Source organism: Deinococcus sp. HSC-46F16 (assembly GCF_024171495.1).
In the GTDB taxonomy this organism is placed as follows: Bacteria; Deinococcota; Deinococci; order Deinococcales; family Deinococcaceae; genus Deinococcus.
This window is the reverse complement of record NZ_JALJZW010000001.1, coordinates 1-12141: the sequence shown is the minus strand read 5'-3', so window position 1 is coordinate 12141 and position 12141 is coordinate 1. Positions and strand designations below refer to the sequence as shown.

Annotated in this window: 24 protein-coding genes and 1 pseudogene; all 25 read right to left on the bottom strand. The window is 67.0% G+C overall.

Annotated features, from left to right (window positions below):
* Window positions 1–38: 38 nt before the first annotated feature.
* A complete protein-coding gene (infA, locus tag L1280_RS00125) occupies window positions 39–281 on the bottom strand; it encodes a translation initiation factor IF-1 (RefSeq protein WP_019588656.1) in 243 nt (80 codons plus the stop codon).
* A gap of 124 nt (window positions 282–405) precedes the next feature.
* A complete protein-coding gene (locus L1280_RS00120) occupies window positions 406–999 on the bottom strand; it encodes an adenylate kinase (protein WP_253579969.1) in 594 nt (197 codons plus the stop codon).
* A 129-nt stretch (window positions 1000–1128) separates the two neighbouring features.
* Window positions 1129–2451, bottom strand: coding sequence for a preprotein translocase subunit SecY (gene secY, locus L1280_RS00115; protein ID WP_253579967.1), 1323 nt, complete (start codon window positions 2449–2451; stop codon window positions 1129–1131).
* A 1-nt stretch (window position 2452) separates the two neighbouring features.
* Entirely contained in the window at window positions 2453–2917 is a 465-nt protein-coding gene (gene rplO / locus L1280_RS00110; RefSeq protein WP_253579964.1) for a 50S ribosomal protein L15, read from the bottom strand.
* Window positions 2914–3096 carry a 50S ribosomal protein L30 gene (gene rpmD, locus L1280_RS00105; protein ID WP_253579962.1) on the bottom strand — a complete coding sequence of 61 codons (183 nt, stop codon included), beginning with the start codon at window positions 3094–3096 and terminating at the stop codon, window positions 2914–2916. Before rpmD ends, rplO begins: the two co-directional genes overlap by 4 nt.
* Window positions 3093–3668, bottom strand: a complete 576-nt coding sequence (gene rpsE / locus L1280_RS00100; protein ID WP_253579959.1) for a 30S ribosomal protein S5 — start codon at window positions 3666–3668, stop codon at window positions 3093–3095. The genes rpmD and rpsE overlap by 4 nt, the downstream gene beginning before the upstream one ends.
* The gene (rplR, locus tag L1280_RS00095; RefSeq protein WP_104991191.1) at window positions 3658–3996 is read right to left on the bottom strand and encodes a 50S ribosomal protein L18; all 339 of its coding nucleotides are present in this window, start codon (window positions 3994–3996) and stop codon (window positions 3658–3660) included. The genes rpsE and rplR overlap by 11 nt, the downstream gene beginning before the upstream one ends.
* Window positions 3996–4553 (bottom strand): 50S ribosomal protein L6, encoded by a 558-nt coding sequence (rplF, locus tag L1280_RS00090; protein WP_253579958.1) that lies wholly within the window; start codon window positions 4551–4553, stop codon window positions 3996–3998. The genes rplR and rplF overlap by 1 nt, the downstream gene beginning before the upstream one ends.
* 87 nt (window positions 4554–4640) lie before the next feature.
* Window positions 4641–5042, bottom strand: a complete 402-nt coding sequence (gene rpsH / locus L1280_RS00085) for a 30S ribosomal protein S8 (protein ID WP_253579956.1) — start codon at window positions 5040–5042, stop codon at window positions 4641–4643.
* 210 nt (window positions 5043–5252) lie between these two features.
* A complete protein-coding gene (locus L1280_RS00080; protein ID WP_027460639.1) occupies window positions 5253–5438 on the bottom strand; it encodes a type Z 30S ribosomal protein S14 in 186 nt (61 codons plus the stop codon).
* Between the two features lie 8 nt (window positions 5439–5446).
* Window positions 5447–5986: a 50S ribosomal protein L5 gene (gene rplE, locus L1280_RS00075; RefSeq protein ID WP_253579954.1), complete on the bottom strand. Its 540-nt coding sequence runs from the start codon at window positions 5984–5986 to the stop codon at window positions 5447–5449.
* Window positions 5987–6050: 64 nt separating this feature from the next.
* Window positions 6051–6398 carry a 50S ribosomal protein L24 gene (gene rplX / locus L1280_RS00070; RefSeq protein ID WP_104991195.1) on the bottom strand — a complete coding sequence of 116 codons (348 nt, stop codon included), beginning with the start codon at window positions 6396–6398 and terminating at the stop codon, window positions 6051–6053.
* Window positions 6398–6802, bottom strand: a complete 405-nt coding sequence (gene rplN, locus L1280_RS00065) for a 50S ribosomal protein L14 (protein ID WP_104991196.1) — start codon at window positions 6800–6802, stop codon at window positions 6398–6400. Before rplN ends, rplX begins: the two co-directional genes overlap by 1 nt.
* Complete coding sequence (rpsQ, locus tag L1280_RS00060; RefSeq protein ID WP_104991197.1) at window positions 6799–7083, bottom strand: 30S ribosomal protein S17; 285 nt, start codon at window positions 7081–7083, stop codon at window positions 6799–6801. The genes rplN and rpsQ overlap by 4 nt, the downstream gene beginning before the upstream one ends.
* Window positions 7080–7313: a 50S ribosomal protein L29 gene (gene rpmC / locus L1280_RS00055; protein WP_253579952.1), complete on the bottom strand. Its 234-nt coding sequence runs from the start codon at window positions 7311–7313 to the stop codon at window positions 7080–7082. Before rpmC ends, rpsQ begins: the two co-directional genes overlap by 4 nt.
* Window positions 7300–7725: a 50S ribosomal protein L16 gene (rplP, locus tag L1280_RS00050; RefSeq protein WP_104991199.1), complete on the bottom strand. Its 426-nt coding sequence runs from the start codon at window positions 7723–7725 to the stop codon at window positions 7300–7302. The genes rpmC and rplP overlap by 14 nt, the downstream gene beginning before the upstream one ends.
* Window positions 7725–8471 (bottom strand): 30S ribosomal protein S3, encoded by a 747-nt coding sequence (gene rpsC, locus L1280_RS00045; RefSeq protein ID WP_253579951.1) that lies wholly within the window; start codon window positions 8469–8471, stop codon window positions 7725–7727. The genes rplP and rpsC overlap by 1 nt, the downstream gene beginning before the upstream one ends.
* Window positions 8471–8899, bottom strand: a complete 429-nt coding sequence (rplV, locus tag L1280_RS00040) for a 50S ribosomal protein L22 (protein WP_253579949.1) — start codon at window positions 8897–8899, stop codon at window positions 8471–8473. Before rplV ends, rpsC begins: the two co-directional genes overlap by 1 nt.
* Window positions 8896–9183, bottom strand: a complete 288-nt coding sequence (gene rpsS, locus L1280_RS00035; RefSeq protein WP_027460648.1) for a 30S ribosomal protein S19 — start codon at window positions 9181–9183, stop codon at window positions 8896–8898. The genes rplV and rpsS overlap by 4 nt, the downstream gene beginning before the upstream one ends.
* A gap of 11 nt (window positions 9184–9194) precedes the next feature.
* Window positions 9195–10028 (bottom strand): 50S ribosomal protein L2, encoded by an 834-nt coding sequence (rplB, locus tag L1280_RS00030; RefSeq protein WP_253579947.1) that lies wholly within the window; start codon window positions 10026–10028, stop codon window positions 9195–9197.
* Between the two features lie 13 nt (window positions 10029–10041).
* Entirely contained in the window at window positions 10042–10329 is a 288-nt protein-coding gene (locus L1280_RS00025; RefSeq protein WP_253579945.1) for a 50S ribosomal protein L23, read from the bottom strand.
* Window positions 10326–10949, bottom strand: a complete 624-nt coding sequence (gene rplD / locus L1280_RS00020) for a 50S ribosomal protein L4 (RefSeq protein WP_253579944.1) — start codon at window positions 10947–10949, stop codon at window positions 10326–10328. The genes L1280_RS00025 and rplD overlap by 4 nt, the downstream gene beginning before the upstream one ends.
* A gap of 3 nt (window positions 10950–10952) precedes the next feature.
* Window positions 10953–11573: a 50S ribosomal protein L3 gene (rplC, locus tag L1280_RS00015; protein ID WP_253579942.1), complete on the bottom strand. Its 621-nt coding sequence runs from the start codon at window positions 11571–11573 to the stop codon at window positions 10953–10955.
* Complete coding sequence (rpsJ, locus tag L1280_RS00010; protein ID WP_027460653.1) at window positions 11570–11893, bottom strand: 30S ribosomal protein S10; 324 nt, start codon at window positions 11891–11893, stop codon at window positions 11570–11572. The genes rplC and rpsJ overlap by 4 nt, the downstream gene beginning before the upstream one ends.
* Window positions 11894–11898: 5 nt before the next feature.
* Window positions 11899–12141, bottom strand: a pseudogene (tuf, locus tag L1280_RS00005) (elongation factor Tu); the annotation flags it as partial.

The window sequence follows — 12141 nt, the reverse complement described above, 5'->3', positions numbered from 1 at the left end:
ATTCGGGGAATCTGGTGGGTACCGGCGCCCAGAGGCCCTTACTTGCGGTAGACGATCCGTCCCCGCGACGTGTCGTAGGGACTGATTTCCAGGACCACGCGGTCACCGGGCAGAATCCGGATGTAGTGGATCCGCATCTTGCCGCTGATGTAGGCCAGAATGTCATGCCCGGTATCGAGCTTTACCCGGAAGGTGGTGTTGGGCAGCGCCTCTTCCACCACGCCCTCGGCCCGCACGGTATCGGACTCTTCCTTCTTGCGCTTTTCCCGCTGTTCCGGCATCTTTCGTCTTGCCACGCAACCTCCAGGCTTGGTACAAGCCAAAGGGGAAGTTAGCACGCCCGGGGGGGCAGGGGCAAGCGGCGCCGCGCTCCCCTCCCCCTGTCCGCGCTCTGGCAGTGCGGGCCTACCCCAGCGCCTGCACGATGCGCCCGTACACCTCGTCCATCGTGCCCACGCCATCGACCGGGCGCAGATGCCCGCGTGCCCCGTAGTAGTCGATCAGCGGCTGGGTCTGTTCGCGGTAGACCTCCTGCCGCCTCCGGGCCACCTCCTCGGTGTCGTCGCTGCGCACGGGTTCGCCCCGCGCGGCGGCCTGCCGCCCCCGCTCCACGATGCGTTCGATCAGGAGCCCGTCGGGGACCTCCAACAGCGGGACGGCGGTCACTGGAGCCCCGAGTTCCTCCAGCAGCAGGTCGAGCGCCTCCGCCTGCGCCCCGGTGCGCGGAAACCCGTCGAAGATGACCCGCACCGCGTCCATCCCCGCGAGGCGGTCACGGATCAGCGCGATCAGGATGTCGTCGGGGACAAGCGCCCCCGCGTCGAGAATGGGCTTGACCCGCTGCCCCAGCTCCGTGCCGCGCGAGACGTGATCGCGCAGGATGTCTCCGGTGCTGATCTTGGTCAGGCCTTCTTCCTGTGCCAGGCGCTCGGCCTGGGTGCCCTTGCCTGCACCGGGGGGGCCGAGAAAAATCACGACCTTGTTTCCGGATTGTGTCATCGTTCCTCCTTCAGGAAGTACAGCATAGAGGCCGGGCGAGGGCGCGGGCCTGTCTCCCCCGACGTGACGGGCGGCCGGGGCCAAAGAAAACCGCCCACCCGGAGGTGAGCGGTCGAGGCAGAAGCAACTTCAGTTCAGTCGGCCACGGATGCGGCCCTTGCTGATAAAGCCGTCGTAGCGGCGCACCGTGAGCTGCGCTTCGAGCTGCTTGAGGGTCTCGAGCGCCACCCCCACGATGATCAGCAGGCCGGTGCCGCTGAACTGGAAGGTGGTGATGCCCGTCGCCCGCTGCACGATCTGGGGAAAGACCGTCAGCACGACCAGGAAGATCGCGCCCCACAGGCTCAGGCGGCTGCTGATGCCGCCCAGGTACTCGGCGGTCGCCGTGCCCGGCCGCACGCCGGGAATGAAGCCGCCCGCCTCGCGCAATTGCTCGCTGATGCGCTTGGGGTCGAACTGCACGCTGTTGTACAGGTACGTGAACCCGAAGATCAGCGCCGCTTCCAGCGCGATGTACCAGGGACTTCCGAAGGTCAGGTACGTCTGGATAAACGCGTTGACCTCGGGCGCCCGCTCGGCCGTGGCGCTGCCGATCAGGTTGGGAATGATCAGCATGGCCGAGGCGAAAATCACCGGGATCACGCCTGCCTGGTTGACCTTGATCGGCAGCCAGGTGGCCTGTCCCCCCAGGTTGCGGGCGGCCCCGCCGGGCGCTCCTCCACGGGCGCGGGCGTAGGTGACGGGCACCCGTCGCTCGCCCTGATAGACGTACACGATGCCCGCAATGGTCACCAGAATCACCGCCACGAAGGCCAGAGTCTGGAGCAGCGACACCTGATCGTTGCGGAAGAGTTCGCCCGTCGCGGCGATCTCGCGCGGGTAGTTGGCGATGATCCCCGCCGTGATGATCAGGCTGATGCCGTTGCCGACGCCCACCTCGGTGATGCGCTCGCCGATCCAGAGGGTAAAGGCAATGCCCGCCACCTGGGTCAGCACCATCACCAAGACGGTAAAGAGGCCAGGGTCCCAGCCCACCGCGATGAACTGCGGGTTGCTGGTGATGTACAGCGAGAAGAACAGGGCCTGAAAGGTCCCCAGCGCGACCGCCGCGTAGCGGGTGTACTGGTTGATCTTCTTGCGGCCCTCCTCGCCCTCCTTGCTGAGTTTCTCCAGCGCGGGGACGGTGGTGGTCAGAAGCTGGATCACGATGCTGGCCGTGATGTACGGCAACACCCCCAGCGCGAAGATCGAGAACTGCGAAAGATTGCCGCCCGAGATCAGGCTGATCAACCCGAAAAGGCCACCCGAGGTGGCCTCCGCGAGGGCTGCGGCATTCACGCCCGGCGTCGGAATGGTGCTTCCGAGGCGGTAGACGGCGAGCAGCAGCAGGGTGAAGACAATCTTCCGCCGCAGGTCCGGAATCCGGAACGCGTCGCGGAAGGCGCGCAGCATGTTAGCCCGCCTGCTCGGCGTTCTCGCTGCTCGCGCTGACGATCACGACCCGGCCCCCGGCCGCTTCCACGGCCCGGACCGCCGACTCGCTCGCCGCGTCCACATGCACGGTCACGGCGCGGGTCAGTTCACCGCGGCCCAGCAGCTTGACCGGGCGGTTCTTGCGGCGCACCAGTCCGGCCCCTTCCAGCGCGGCGCGGTCGAAGGTCTCGCCTTCCAGCCCGGCGAGCTGGCCGAGGTTGACGACCTCGTAGGTCGTGCCAACGTTGTTGAAGCCGCGCTTGGGCAGACGGGAGATCAGCGTGCTGCGGCCACCCTCGAAGAAGGAGCCCTTGCCCGCGCCGCTGCGGGCCTTCTGGCCCTTGTGCCCGCGACCGGCGGTCTTGTCGGTGCCGCCGGGGCCACGGCCCACGCGCTTGCGGTTCTTGCGGCTACCGGGCGCCGGGGTCAGTTCGTGGAGCTTCACGCTTCCACCTCCACCAGATGTTGAACGGTCTTGATCATGCCGCGCACGGCGGGGGTGTCCACCAGTTCACGGGTGTCGCCGATCTTGCGCAGCCCCAGTGCCTTCACGGTCTGCACCTGGCTCTCGGGACGGCCGATCACGCTGCGGCGCAGGGTCACCTTGACGGTCGAGGAGGTCACAGGGCACCTCCCGCCTGGGCCGCACCGGCCTCGGTAGTCGCCGAAACCGCAGCGGCACCCGCCACGCGGGGCTGAGTGTCCAGGCCACGGGCCGCACGCACCTGCTTGGCGGTGCGCAGGTTCTTCAGGCCGTCGAACACCGCGTAGGCCACGTTGACCTTGTTGCGGCTGCCGAGTTCCTTGGAGAGCATGTTGGTGATGCCCGCCAGTTCCGCAATCGAACGGGGCACGGTGCCCGCGATCACGCCGGTACCGGGGCCTGCAGGCTTGAGCAGCACGCGGCTGGTGGAGTTCTCGCCGACGATGTCGTGGGGAATGGTCCCGTTTTCCACCGGCACGGAGATCATGTTCTTACGGGCGATCGCCTTGGCCTTCTCGATAGCGACGGGCACTTCCTTGGCCTTGCCGATGCCCATGCCGACACGGCCGTTGCGGTCACCCAAGATTACGAGCGCGGCGAAGCGGAAGCGGCGCCCCCCCTGGTAGGTCTTGGAGGTGCGGTTGACGAAGAGCATCTTCTCTTCGAACTCGCTGGTCTCCCGCTCGCGGTCATTGCGACGATTAAAAGTCAAGGCCACCCTCCCGCGCCGCGTCTGCGAGCGCTTTGACCCGGCCGTGGTACTTGTACCCGGCGCGGTCGAACACGACCTGCTTGACACCCTTGGCCACGGCGGCCTCGGCCAGCGCCCGGCCCACTGCCGCAGCGGTGTCGGTCTTGGTCCCGGTCTTGACGGCGCTGCTGCTCGCCGCCGCCAGCGTGGTGCCGGTGGTGTCGTCGATAATCTGGGCGTAGATGTGCTTGCTGGAGCGGAACACGCTGAGGCGCGGACGCTCCGCCGCCGCGACACGCACCTTGCGGCGGGTGCGCAGCTTGCGCCGAATGGCTGTCTGGTTCGCCATTACTTCTTCCCTTTCCCGCCGGTGGCACCGGCCTTGCCCGCCTTGAGGGCGATCTGCTCGCCCACGAAGCGCACACCCTTGCCGTGGTAGGCGTCAGGCTTGCGCACCTTGCGCACGTTGGCCGCGACCTGCCCCACGAGCTGCTTGTCGATCCCGCTCACGTCGATGCGGGTGGGCTCGGGCACCGTGAAGGTCACGCCCGCGGGCGGCTCGATCACGACCGGGTGGCTGTAGCCGATGGTCATCTCGAGGTTCTTGCCCGTCAGCTTGGCGCGGTAACCGACGCCACGCAGTTCAAGGTTGATGGTGAAGCCGTCCGACACGCCCTTGACGGCGTTGGCGACCAGCGTGCGGGTCAGGCCGTGCAGGGCGCGGTGCTCCTGGCGGTCGCTGGGGCGCGTCACGAGAAGTTGGTCGCCCTCGGTCGCGATGGTCAGGGCGGGGTTGTAGGGCACGGTGAGTTCGCCCTTGGGGCCTTTGGCCCGGAACAGGCCGCCCTCGGCGCTCACGGTCACGCCGCTGGGCACGGCGATGGGTTGTTTACCAATACGGGACATGGCTGTCCTCCTTGAGTCCTTAAGTTCTGAGCAGGCGCACCGGGCAATTGACCGTGGGAGCGCGTGCCCGAGGTCAGGGCTGCGGGCTTACCAGAGAACGCAGACGACTTCGCCGCCCACGCCCTGCTGACGCGCTTCGCGGTCGGGCAGCAGGCCCTTGCTCGTCGAGACGACGGCGAGGCCCAGACCGCGCTGCACGCGGGGCAGGTTCTCGGCGCTCACGTAGGCGCGGCGACCGGGACGGCTGACGCGCTCGATGTGCTTGATGACCTGCTCGCGCTTGGCGCCGTACTTCAGGGTCAGGCGCAGCACGTCGAACTTCTGGCCTTCGGGGCGCACGCGCTCCACGTTGGCCACGTAGCCTTCGCGCATCAGCAGTCGGGCAAGCTCTTCCTTGAACTTGGAAGCCGGGATGTCGACGCTCTCCTTGTGGGTGCGCGTCGCGTTGCGGATGCGCGTGAGCATGTCGGCGATGGGATCACTCAGCATGGTTCTCCTCCGGGGGCTGGGCCTGAATGCAGGAGCCCCGGCTGGGGGGAAGCTGACCCGCCGGGCGGGCGCAGCTTCCGGAGTCTTCCCAAAGAATGTGGTCCTGAGCAGGCAGGCGCTTCTTCTGTTGGGTCCTGAGCCCTGAACCGGACGATCACTGCCCAAGGGGGGCCAGTTCGTATCCGGCAAGGGGGTGGGCGGCGGGCGGTGTTACCAGCTCGCCTTTTTGACGCCGGGGAGTTCCCCACGGTGCGCCAGTTCGCGGATGCAGATGCGGCACATTCCGAAGAACCGGTAGTAGCCACGGGCGCGGCCACAGCGGCTGCACCGGTTGTAGTTCTGCACGGCAAACTTGCTGCCACGCTGCGCCTTCACGACTTTAGAGGTGTTCGCCATGTCAATCCTTATTTCCGGAAGGGGAGGCCCATGGCCTGCAGGAGCGCCCGAGCTTCCTCGTCGGTCTTCGCGGTGGTCACGATCGTGATGTCCATGCCGCGCACCTTGTCGACCATATCATAGGTGATCTCCGGGAAGATCAGTTGCTCCTTGATGCCGAGGTTGTAGTTGCCACGGCCGTCAAAGGCGTTGGGGTTGATTCCACGGAAGTCGCGGATGCGGGGCAGGCCGATGTTGATCAGCTTTTCCAGAAACACGTACATGCGCTCGCCGCGCAGCGTGACCTTGATCCCGACCGGCATGCCCTGGCGAAGCTTGAAGTTGGAGATGCTCTTCTTCGCCTTGGTGACGATGGGCTTTTGCAGCGTGATCAGGGCGAGCTCGCGGGCCGCCTTGTCGATGGCCTTGGAGTCTTCCTTGGAGGACCCCAGGCCCTCGTTGATCACGATCTTCTCGATGCGCGGCACGGCCATCACGCTGGAGTAGCCGAACTGGCCCATCAACGCGGGGCGCACCTGCTCGTTGTACTTGGTCTTCAGGGTCTGCATGTCTTGCCTCTCTTCGGGCGGGCTGGGTCGCCCGGGTTCACGCGCCTGGGCGTGGCCCTGAGTGTCAGTCGATGACCTTGCCGCTCGCGACCGCGACCCGGACCTTCTTGCCGTCCACGATCTGCTTGCGGATGCGGGTGGCCTTGCCGGTCTCGGGGTCAACCAGCGCGACCTTGCTGGCATGCAGGGCACCTTCACGCTGCTCGATGCCGCCCGTGGGGTTGGTGGCCGAGGGCTTGACGTGCTTGGTCACGAGGTTGACGCCCTCGACGACGACCTTGGCCTCGCGGGGCAGGGCGAGCAGCACCTTGCCGGTCGCGCCGCGGTGCTTGCCGCTGAGCACGACGACGGTGTCGCCCTTCTTCACGTGCAGCTTGTCGCTGTGGTGGCTTCCGGCGCTGGGGCGGGGCATCACAGCACCTCCGGGGCCAGGGACACGATCTTCATGAAGCGGCGGTCGCGCAGTTCGCGGGCAACCGGCCCGAAGACGCGGGTACCGCGGGGCTCGCCCTGGTTGTTGATGATGACGGCCGCGTTCTTGTCAAAGCGGATGGTGCTGCCGTCGGCACGCTTGATCGCGTGGCTGGTGCGCACGACCACAGCCTTCACCACGTCACCGGACTTGACGGTGCCGCGCGGGGCCGCGTCCTTGACCGACGCCACGATGATGTCGCCGACGTGGGCGTAGCGCTTGTTGCCGCCGCCGCCCGTGGTCAGGCCCTTGCCGCCGATGCCGCTGTTCAGCACGCGAATGCACATCAGTTCGCGCGCGCCGCTGTTGTCCGCCACGTCGAGGCGGGACTGGGGCATGATCATGCGTTACCGCCTTCCGTCTCGACCGCCGTGGTCTCGATGCCGCGCGGGCGCTCGATCAGGCGGGTGACCTTCCAGGTCTTGGTCTTGCTGATGGGGCGCACGGCGAGAATCTCGACGCGGTCCCCGATCCGGTACTCGTTGGTCTCGTCGTGCGCGGCGTACTTCTTGGAGCGCGTCACGATCTTGCCGTACAGCGGGTGCATGAAGCGGCGCTCGACCTTGACGCTCACCGTCTTGTCGGCCTTGTCGCTCACCACGACGCCCGTAAAGGTCTTTTTCATTGGCTGTCTCCTGCGGCGCTCTGGGCCTGGGCCACGCGCTCGGCGCGGCTCTGCTCACCGCGCACGGTGTTGAGCTGCGCCACTTCGCGCCGGAGCTGGCGCACGCGGTGCGGCTGGGCCAGTTGGCCCATCGCCGCCTGGAAACGCAGCTCCATCAGTTCCTTCTTGCGGGCGTCGATCTCGCGGGCGAAATCGGCGTCCGAGAGGGTACGCATCTCACTGGGCTTCATCGTAGACCTCGCGCTTGACCATCTTGGTCTGGATGGGCAGCTTGTGACCGGCCAGGCGGAAGGCTTCCTTGGCCTGCTCTTCGGTCACGCCAGACACCTCGAACATCACGCGGCCGGGCTTGACCACGCTGACCCAGTACTCCACCGCACCCTTGCCCTTCCCCATTCGGGTTTCGGCGGGCTTCTTGGTGACGGGCTTGTCGGGGAAGATGCGGATGTAGATCTTGCCGCCGCGGCGGAAGTGGCGGCTCATCACGATGCGGCACGCCTCGATCTGGTTGGAGCGGATCCAGGCGGGTTCCAGGGCGATCAGGCCGTAGTCACCGAACGCGACGTAGTCGCCGCCCTTGGTGTCGCCGGTCATGCGGCCACGGAACTGCTTGCGGTACTTGGTGCGCTTCGGAAGAAGCATCACTCACCTCCGGGACGGCGCCGCGCGGTGGGGCGACGGCGGTTGGGACGGTCGCCGCCATCGGGACGGCGCTCGTCGTTGCGGCGCTGGGGGCGGGCCAGCGTCTCGGTCTTGCCACCGATGACTTCGCCGTTGAACACCATCACCTTGATGCCCAGCGAGCCGTAGGTGGTCTCGGCGCGGGCGGTGCCATAGTCGATATCGGCACGCAGGGTGTGCAGCGGCACGCGGCCCTCGCGGACGCTCTCGGTGCGGGCCTGCTCGGCGCCGCCGAGGCGACCCGACAGCACGATGCGCACGCCACGCGCACCCGACTCCATCACGCGCTGCGCGGCCTGCTTCATCGCGCGGCGGAAGGCGAAGCGGCGCTCGATCTGTTCCGCGATGCGCAGGGCGACCAGCGGGGCGCTGATGTTGGGGTTGGGGATCTCGGCGACGTTCACAGCAACGGTCCCGGCGCTCACGAGGCGCTCGATGTCGCCCCGGAGCTGCTTGATGCTCTCCCCACCCTTGCCGATCACGATGCCGGGCTTGGCAGCCGAGATGATCACGTTGACCTGTTGGCCCGCACGCTCGATCTCAATGCGGGCGATCCCGGCGGCGGCGAGCTTCTTGCCCACCATCTTGCGGATGCGCTCGTCTTCCTTGAGGAGACCAGCGTACTGCTTCTTGCCCGCGTACCAGCGGCTGTTCCAGCCACGGGTGATGCCCAGGCGGAAGCCGTTCGGGTTGATCTTGTTGCCCATTACTTGTTCCCCCGGCGCGTCTCGCGCTCGCCCACGATGATGGTGATGTGGCTGGTGCGCTTCTTGATGATGTTGGCGCTGCCACGGGCGCGGGGAATCAGCCGCTTGAGGGTCGGCCCGGCGTCCACGTAGGCCGCCGTCACGACGAGGCGGTCTTCGAGCATGTCGTCGTTGTGGACCGCGTTGCTCTTGGCGCTCTTGAGCACCTTGGCGACGGGTTCCGACGCGCTCTTGGGAATAAAGCGCAGCAGGTCCTCGGCCTCGGCCACGCTCTTGCCGCGAATCACGTCCACGACGAGGCGCACCTTGCGGGGGCTCATGCGCACGTACTTCGCTACGGCGTAGCCGGGACGGCGCAGCTTGACCTGCTGCTTGCGCTGCTTCTTGTTGCGGAAGCCCTGGGTGGGGGTGGTGTCAGGAGCGGTCATTTCTTCTTGCTCCCCTTGGCGTTCTTGTCGGCGCCGTGCCCGCGGTAGGTGCGGGTGGGCGAGAACTCGCCGAGCTTGTGGCCGATCATCTGCTCATTCACGAACACCGGCACATGCTGCTTGCCGTTATGCACCGCGATGGTGTGACCGATCATCTCGGGAACGATGGTGCTGCGGCGCGACCAGGTCTTGATGACGCGCTTGTCCTTGCGCTCGTTCTGGGCGTCCACCTTCTTCAGGAGGTGGTCGTCCACGAACGGCCCTTTTTTGAGGCTACGGGGCATGTCTCCCCTCCTTACTTCCCGCCGCGGCGGGTGACGATGAAGCGGTCCGAGATCTTGCGCTTCTTGCGGGTCTTCAGGCCCTTGGCAGGCTGACCCCAGGGGCTGACCGGCTGACGGCCCGCACCGGTGCGGCCTTCACCACCGCCGTGGGGGTGGTCGACCGGGTTCATGGCGCTGCCGCGCTGGTGGGGCTTCTGGCCCAGCCAGCGGCTGCGGCCCGCCTTGCCCAGGACGATGTTCTTGTGCTCGGCGTTGCCGACGGTGCCGATGGTCGCGTAGCACTCGGAGTGCACGCGGCGGATCTCACCGCTGGGCAAGCGCAGCAGGACGTAGTCGTTTTCCTTGCCCTGCACTTGGATCGAGGTTCCGGCCGAGCGGGCAAGCTGAGCACCCTTTCCGGGCACCAGTTCGACAGCGTGCACCACGGCGCCCACCGGCACGAAGCGCAGGGGCAGCGCGTTGCCGAGCTTGGGATCGGCCTCAGGACCCGCGTTCACGGTGGCGCCGACGGTCAGGCCCTCGGGCGCCAGCACGTAGCGCTTCTCGCCGTCCACGTAGTGCAGCAGGGCGATGCGGGCACTGCGGTTGGGATCGTACTCGATGGCGGCGACGCGGGCAGACACGCCCGCCTTGTCACGGCGCTTGAAGTCGATGATGCGGTAGAGGCGCTTGTGCCCGCCGCCGATAAAGCGGCTGGTGATGCGGCCCCGGTTGTTGCGTCCGCCGGTCTTAGGCAGCGCCTCGGTGAGGGCCTTTTCGGGACGCTTCTTGGTCAGCCCCGAGAAGTCCGCGGTCGTCATCTGACGGCGGCTGGGGGTATACGGACGGTACTTCTTGACGGCCATGTCTCAATACTCCTTAGGCCAGGGCCTCGAGGGCCTCGATCTTCTGACCGTCCGCGAGCCGCACGATCGCCTTCTTGCGGTCGGCCCGCTGCCCGATAAAGCGGCCCACGCGCTTGCGCTTGCCCGCGACGTTCATGGTGCTGATGCCGACCACAGTCACGCCGAATGCCTGCTGCACGGCGGCCTTGATCTCGGTCTTGGTGGCCTTGGGATCCACCCAGAACGAGTACACGCCGCGCTCCATGCCCGCGTACGCCTTTTCGGAGATCACGGGCTGCTTGATGATGTCGTAGTAGCTCACTGCGCGGCCCCCTCTTCCCCGGTGCCCTCATCCTGAGCGGGCTCCAGCGCGACCGCGTCGATCACGAGGCGCTCGTGGCGCAGGATGTCGTAGACGTTCAGGCCCGCGACGGGCAGCACGGTGGCCCACGCGACGTTGCGCGCGGCGCGGCGGGTCATCTCGTCGTCGGTCACGATCAGCACGCGCTCGGAGCCGTCCAGACCGTTCTGCGCGGCCCAGGCGACAAAGCTCTTGGTCTTGCCGTCGAGGTCGAAGCCGTCCACCGCCACCAGCTTGCCGGTGTTCTGGCGGTCGGCCAGCGCCATCGCCAGGCCGAGCTGCCGCACCTTGCGGGGCAGGGTGTAGGCGTAGTTGCGGGGCTTGGGGCCAAAGGCCACGCCGCCGCCCACGAAGGTGGGCACGGAGCGGTCGCCGTGACGCGCGTTGCCGGTTCCCTTCTGGGAGTACATCTTCTTGCCCGTCTTGCTGACCTCGGCCCGCGTCTTGGTGCTCGCGGTGCCGCGGCGGCGACCGGCGAGCTGCCAAGTCACGACCTCATGCAGCACGTGCGGGTTCACTTCGGGCAACTCGAGGTCGATGCTGCGGCCACCCCGGCTCCCGATGACGTTGATCTGCGCCATGTCTTACTTGCCTCCCTTGGCGGCCTGGCGCAGCACCACGAGGCCACCGTTCGCGCCGGGAACCGCACCCTTGACCAGGATGAGGTTCTCATCGGCCCGCACCTCGACCACTTCGAGGTTCTGCACGGTGACGCGCTCCATGCCCATGTGCCCGGCCATGCGCTTGCCCTTGTACACGCGGCCCGGCGTCTTGCGTTGGCCGATCGAGCCGGGGCGGCGGTGCCACTTCTTGGAACCGTGGCTGGCGGGACCACCCGCGAAGTTCCAGCGCTTCATGACGCCCTGGGTGCCTTTCCCCTTAGAGGTGCCGGTCGCGTCGATCTTCTCGCCCTCGGCGAAAATGTCGACGTTCACGGTGTCCCCCTCGGGGGTGAAGCCGCGGAACTCACGCAGGAAGCGCACGGGGGACACGCCCGCCTTGCGGAAGTGGCCCAGCGCGGGCTTGTTCACGCGCTTCTCGCTCTTGGGCGAGAAGCCGATCTGCACGGCCTCGTAGCCGTCGGTCTGCGCGGTCTTGCGCTGCACGACGGGGCACGGACCGGCCAGCACGACCGTCACGGGAATGGCGCGGTCGCCCTTCCAGATCTGGGTCATGCCGATCTTGGTGCCGAGGATGCCCTTCATGCGCGGCCCCCGACGGTCTTGATCTCGATGTCCACGCCGGTGGGCAGGTCGAGGGTCATCAGGCTGTCGATCGTCTTCTTGGTGGGATTCATGATGTCCACCAGACGGTTGTGGGTGCGGATCTCGAAGTGCTCGCGGCTGTCCTTGTGCTTGAACGGCCCGCGCAGCACGGTGAAGCGGCGGATGCGGGTGGGGAGCGGCACGGGGCCACTCACGTCCGCCCCGGTGCGCCGGACCGTGTCCACGATCTTGGAGGCGGACTGGTCCAGCGCCTTGTGGTCAAAGCCACGCAGTTTGATACGGATCTTCGGGGCAACCATTGTCTTTACTCCAGGACCTTGGTGACGACGCCGGCGCCGACGGTGCGTCCACCCTCGCGGATGGCGAAGCGCAGGCCTTCTTCCATGGCGATGGGCTTGATCAGGTCCACCGTGAAGGTCACGTTGTCCCCAGGCATCACCATCTCCACGCCTTCGGCCAGTTCCACCACGCCCGTCACGTCCGTCGTGCGGAAGTAGAACTGCGGGCGGTAGCCCCCGAAGAACGCGCTGTGACGCCCGCCCTCGTC

Excerpts from the sequence above, each read along its gene's own strand:
- rpsQ (WP_104991197.1), bottom strand. The coding sequence starts at position 7,083 with ATGAAAAAGACCTTTACGGGCGTCGTGGTGAGCGACAAGGCCGACAAG.
- rplN (WP_104991196.1), bottom strand. The coding sequence starts at position 6,802 with ATGATCATGCCCCAGTCCCGCCTCGACGTGGCGGACAACAGCGGCGCG.
- infA (WP_019588656.1), bottom strand. The coding sequence starts at position 281 with ATGCCGGAACAGCGGGAAAAGCGCAAGAAGGAAGAGTCCGATACCGTG.
- rpmC (WP_253579952.1), bottom strand. The coding sequence starts at position 7,313 with ATGAAGCCCAGTGAGATGCGTACCCTCTCGGACGCCGATTTCGCCCGC.
- rplC (WP_253579942.1), bottom strand. The coding sequence starts at position 11,573 with ATGAAGGGCATCCTCGGCACCAAGATCGGCATGACCCAGATCTGGAAG.
- rplD (WP_253579944.1), bottom strand. The coding sequence starts at position 10,949 with ATGGCGCAGATCAACGTCATCGGGAGCCGGGGTGGCCGCAGCATCGAC.
- rplF (WP_253579958.1), bottom strand. The coding sequence starts at position 4,553 with ATGTCCCGTATTGGTAAACAACCCATCGCCGTGCCCAGCGGCGTGACC.
- rplP (WP_104991199.1), bottom strand. The coding sequence starts at position 7,725 with ATGCTTCTTCCGAAGCGCACCAAGTACCGCAAGCAGTTCCGTGGCCGC.
- rplX (WP_104991195.1), bottom strand. The coding sequence starts at position 6,398 with ATGCCCCGCCCCAGCGCCGGAAGCCACCACAGCGACAAGCTGCACGTG.
- secY (WP_253579967.1), bottom strand. The coding sequence starts at position 2,451 with ATGCTGCGCGCCTTCCGCGACGCGTTCCGGATTCCGGACCTGCGGCGG.
- rplB (WP_253579947.1), bottom strand. The coding sequence starts at position 10,028 with ATGGCCGTCAAGAAGTACCGTCCGTATACCCCCAGCCGCCGTCAGATG.
- rplE (WP_253579954.1), bottom strand. The coding sequence starts at position 5,986 with ATGCAGACCCTGAAGACCAAGTACAACGAGCAGGTGCGCCCCGCGTTG.
- L1280_RS00120 (WP_253579969.1), bottom strand. The coding sequence starts at position 999 with ATGACACAATCCGGAAACAAGGTCGTGATTTTTCTCGGCCCCCCCGGT.
- rplR (WP_104991191.1), bottom strand. The coding sequence starts at position 3,996 with ATGGCGAACCAGACAGCCATTCGGCGCAAGCTGCGCACCCGCCGCAAG.
- L1280_RS00080 (WP_027460639.1), bottom strand. The coding sequence starts at position 5,438 with ATGGCGAACACCTCTAAAGTCGTGAAGGCGCAGCGTGGCAGCAAGTTT.
- rplV (WP_253579949.1), bottom strand. The coding sequence starts at position 8,899 with ATGACCGCTCCTGACACCACCCCCACCCAGGGCTTCCGCAACAAGAAG.
- rpsH (WP_253579956.1), bottom strand. The coding sequence starts at position 5,042 with ATGCTGAGTGATCCCATCGCCGACATGCTCACGCGCATCCGCAACGCG.
- rpsC (WP_253579951.1), bottom strand. The coding sequence starts at position 8,471 with ATGGGCAACAAGATCAACCCGAACGGCTTCCGCCTGGGCATCACCCGT.
- rpsJ (WP_027460653.1), bottom strand. The coding sequence starts at position 11,893 with ATGGTTGCCCCGAAGATCCGTATCAAACTGCGTGGCTTTGACCACAAG.
- rpsS (WP_027460648.1), bottom strand. The coding sequence starts at position 9,183 with ATGCCCCGTAGCCTCAAAAAAGGGCCGTTCGTGGACGACCACCTCCTG.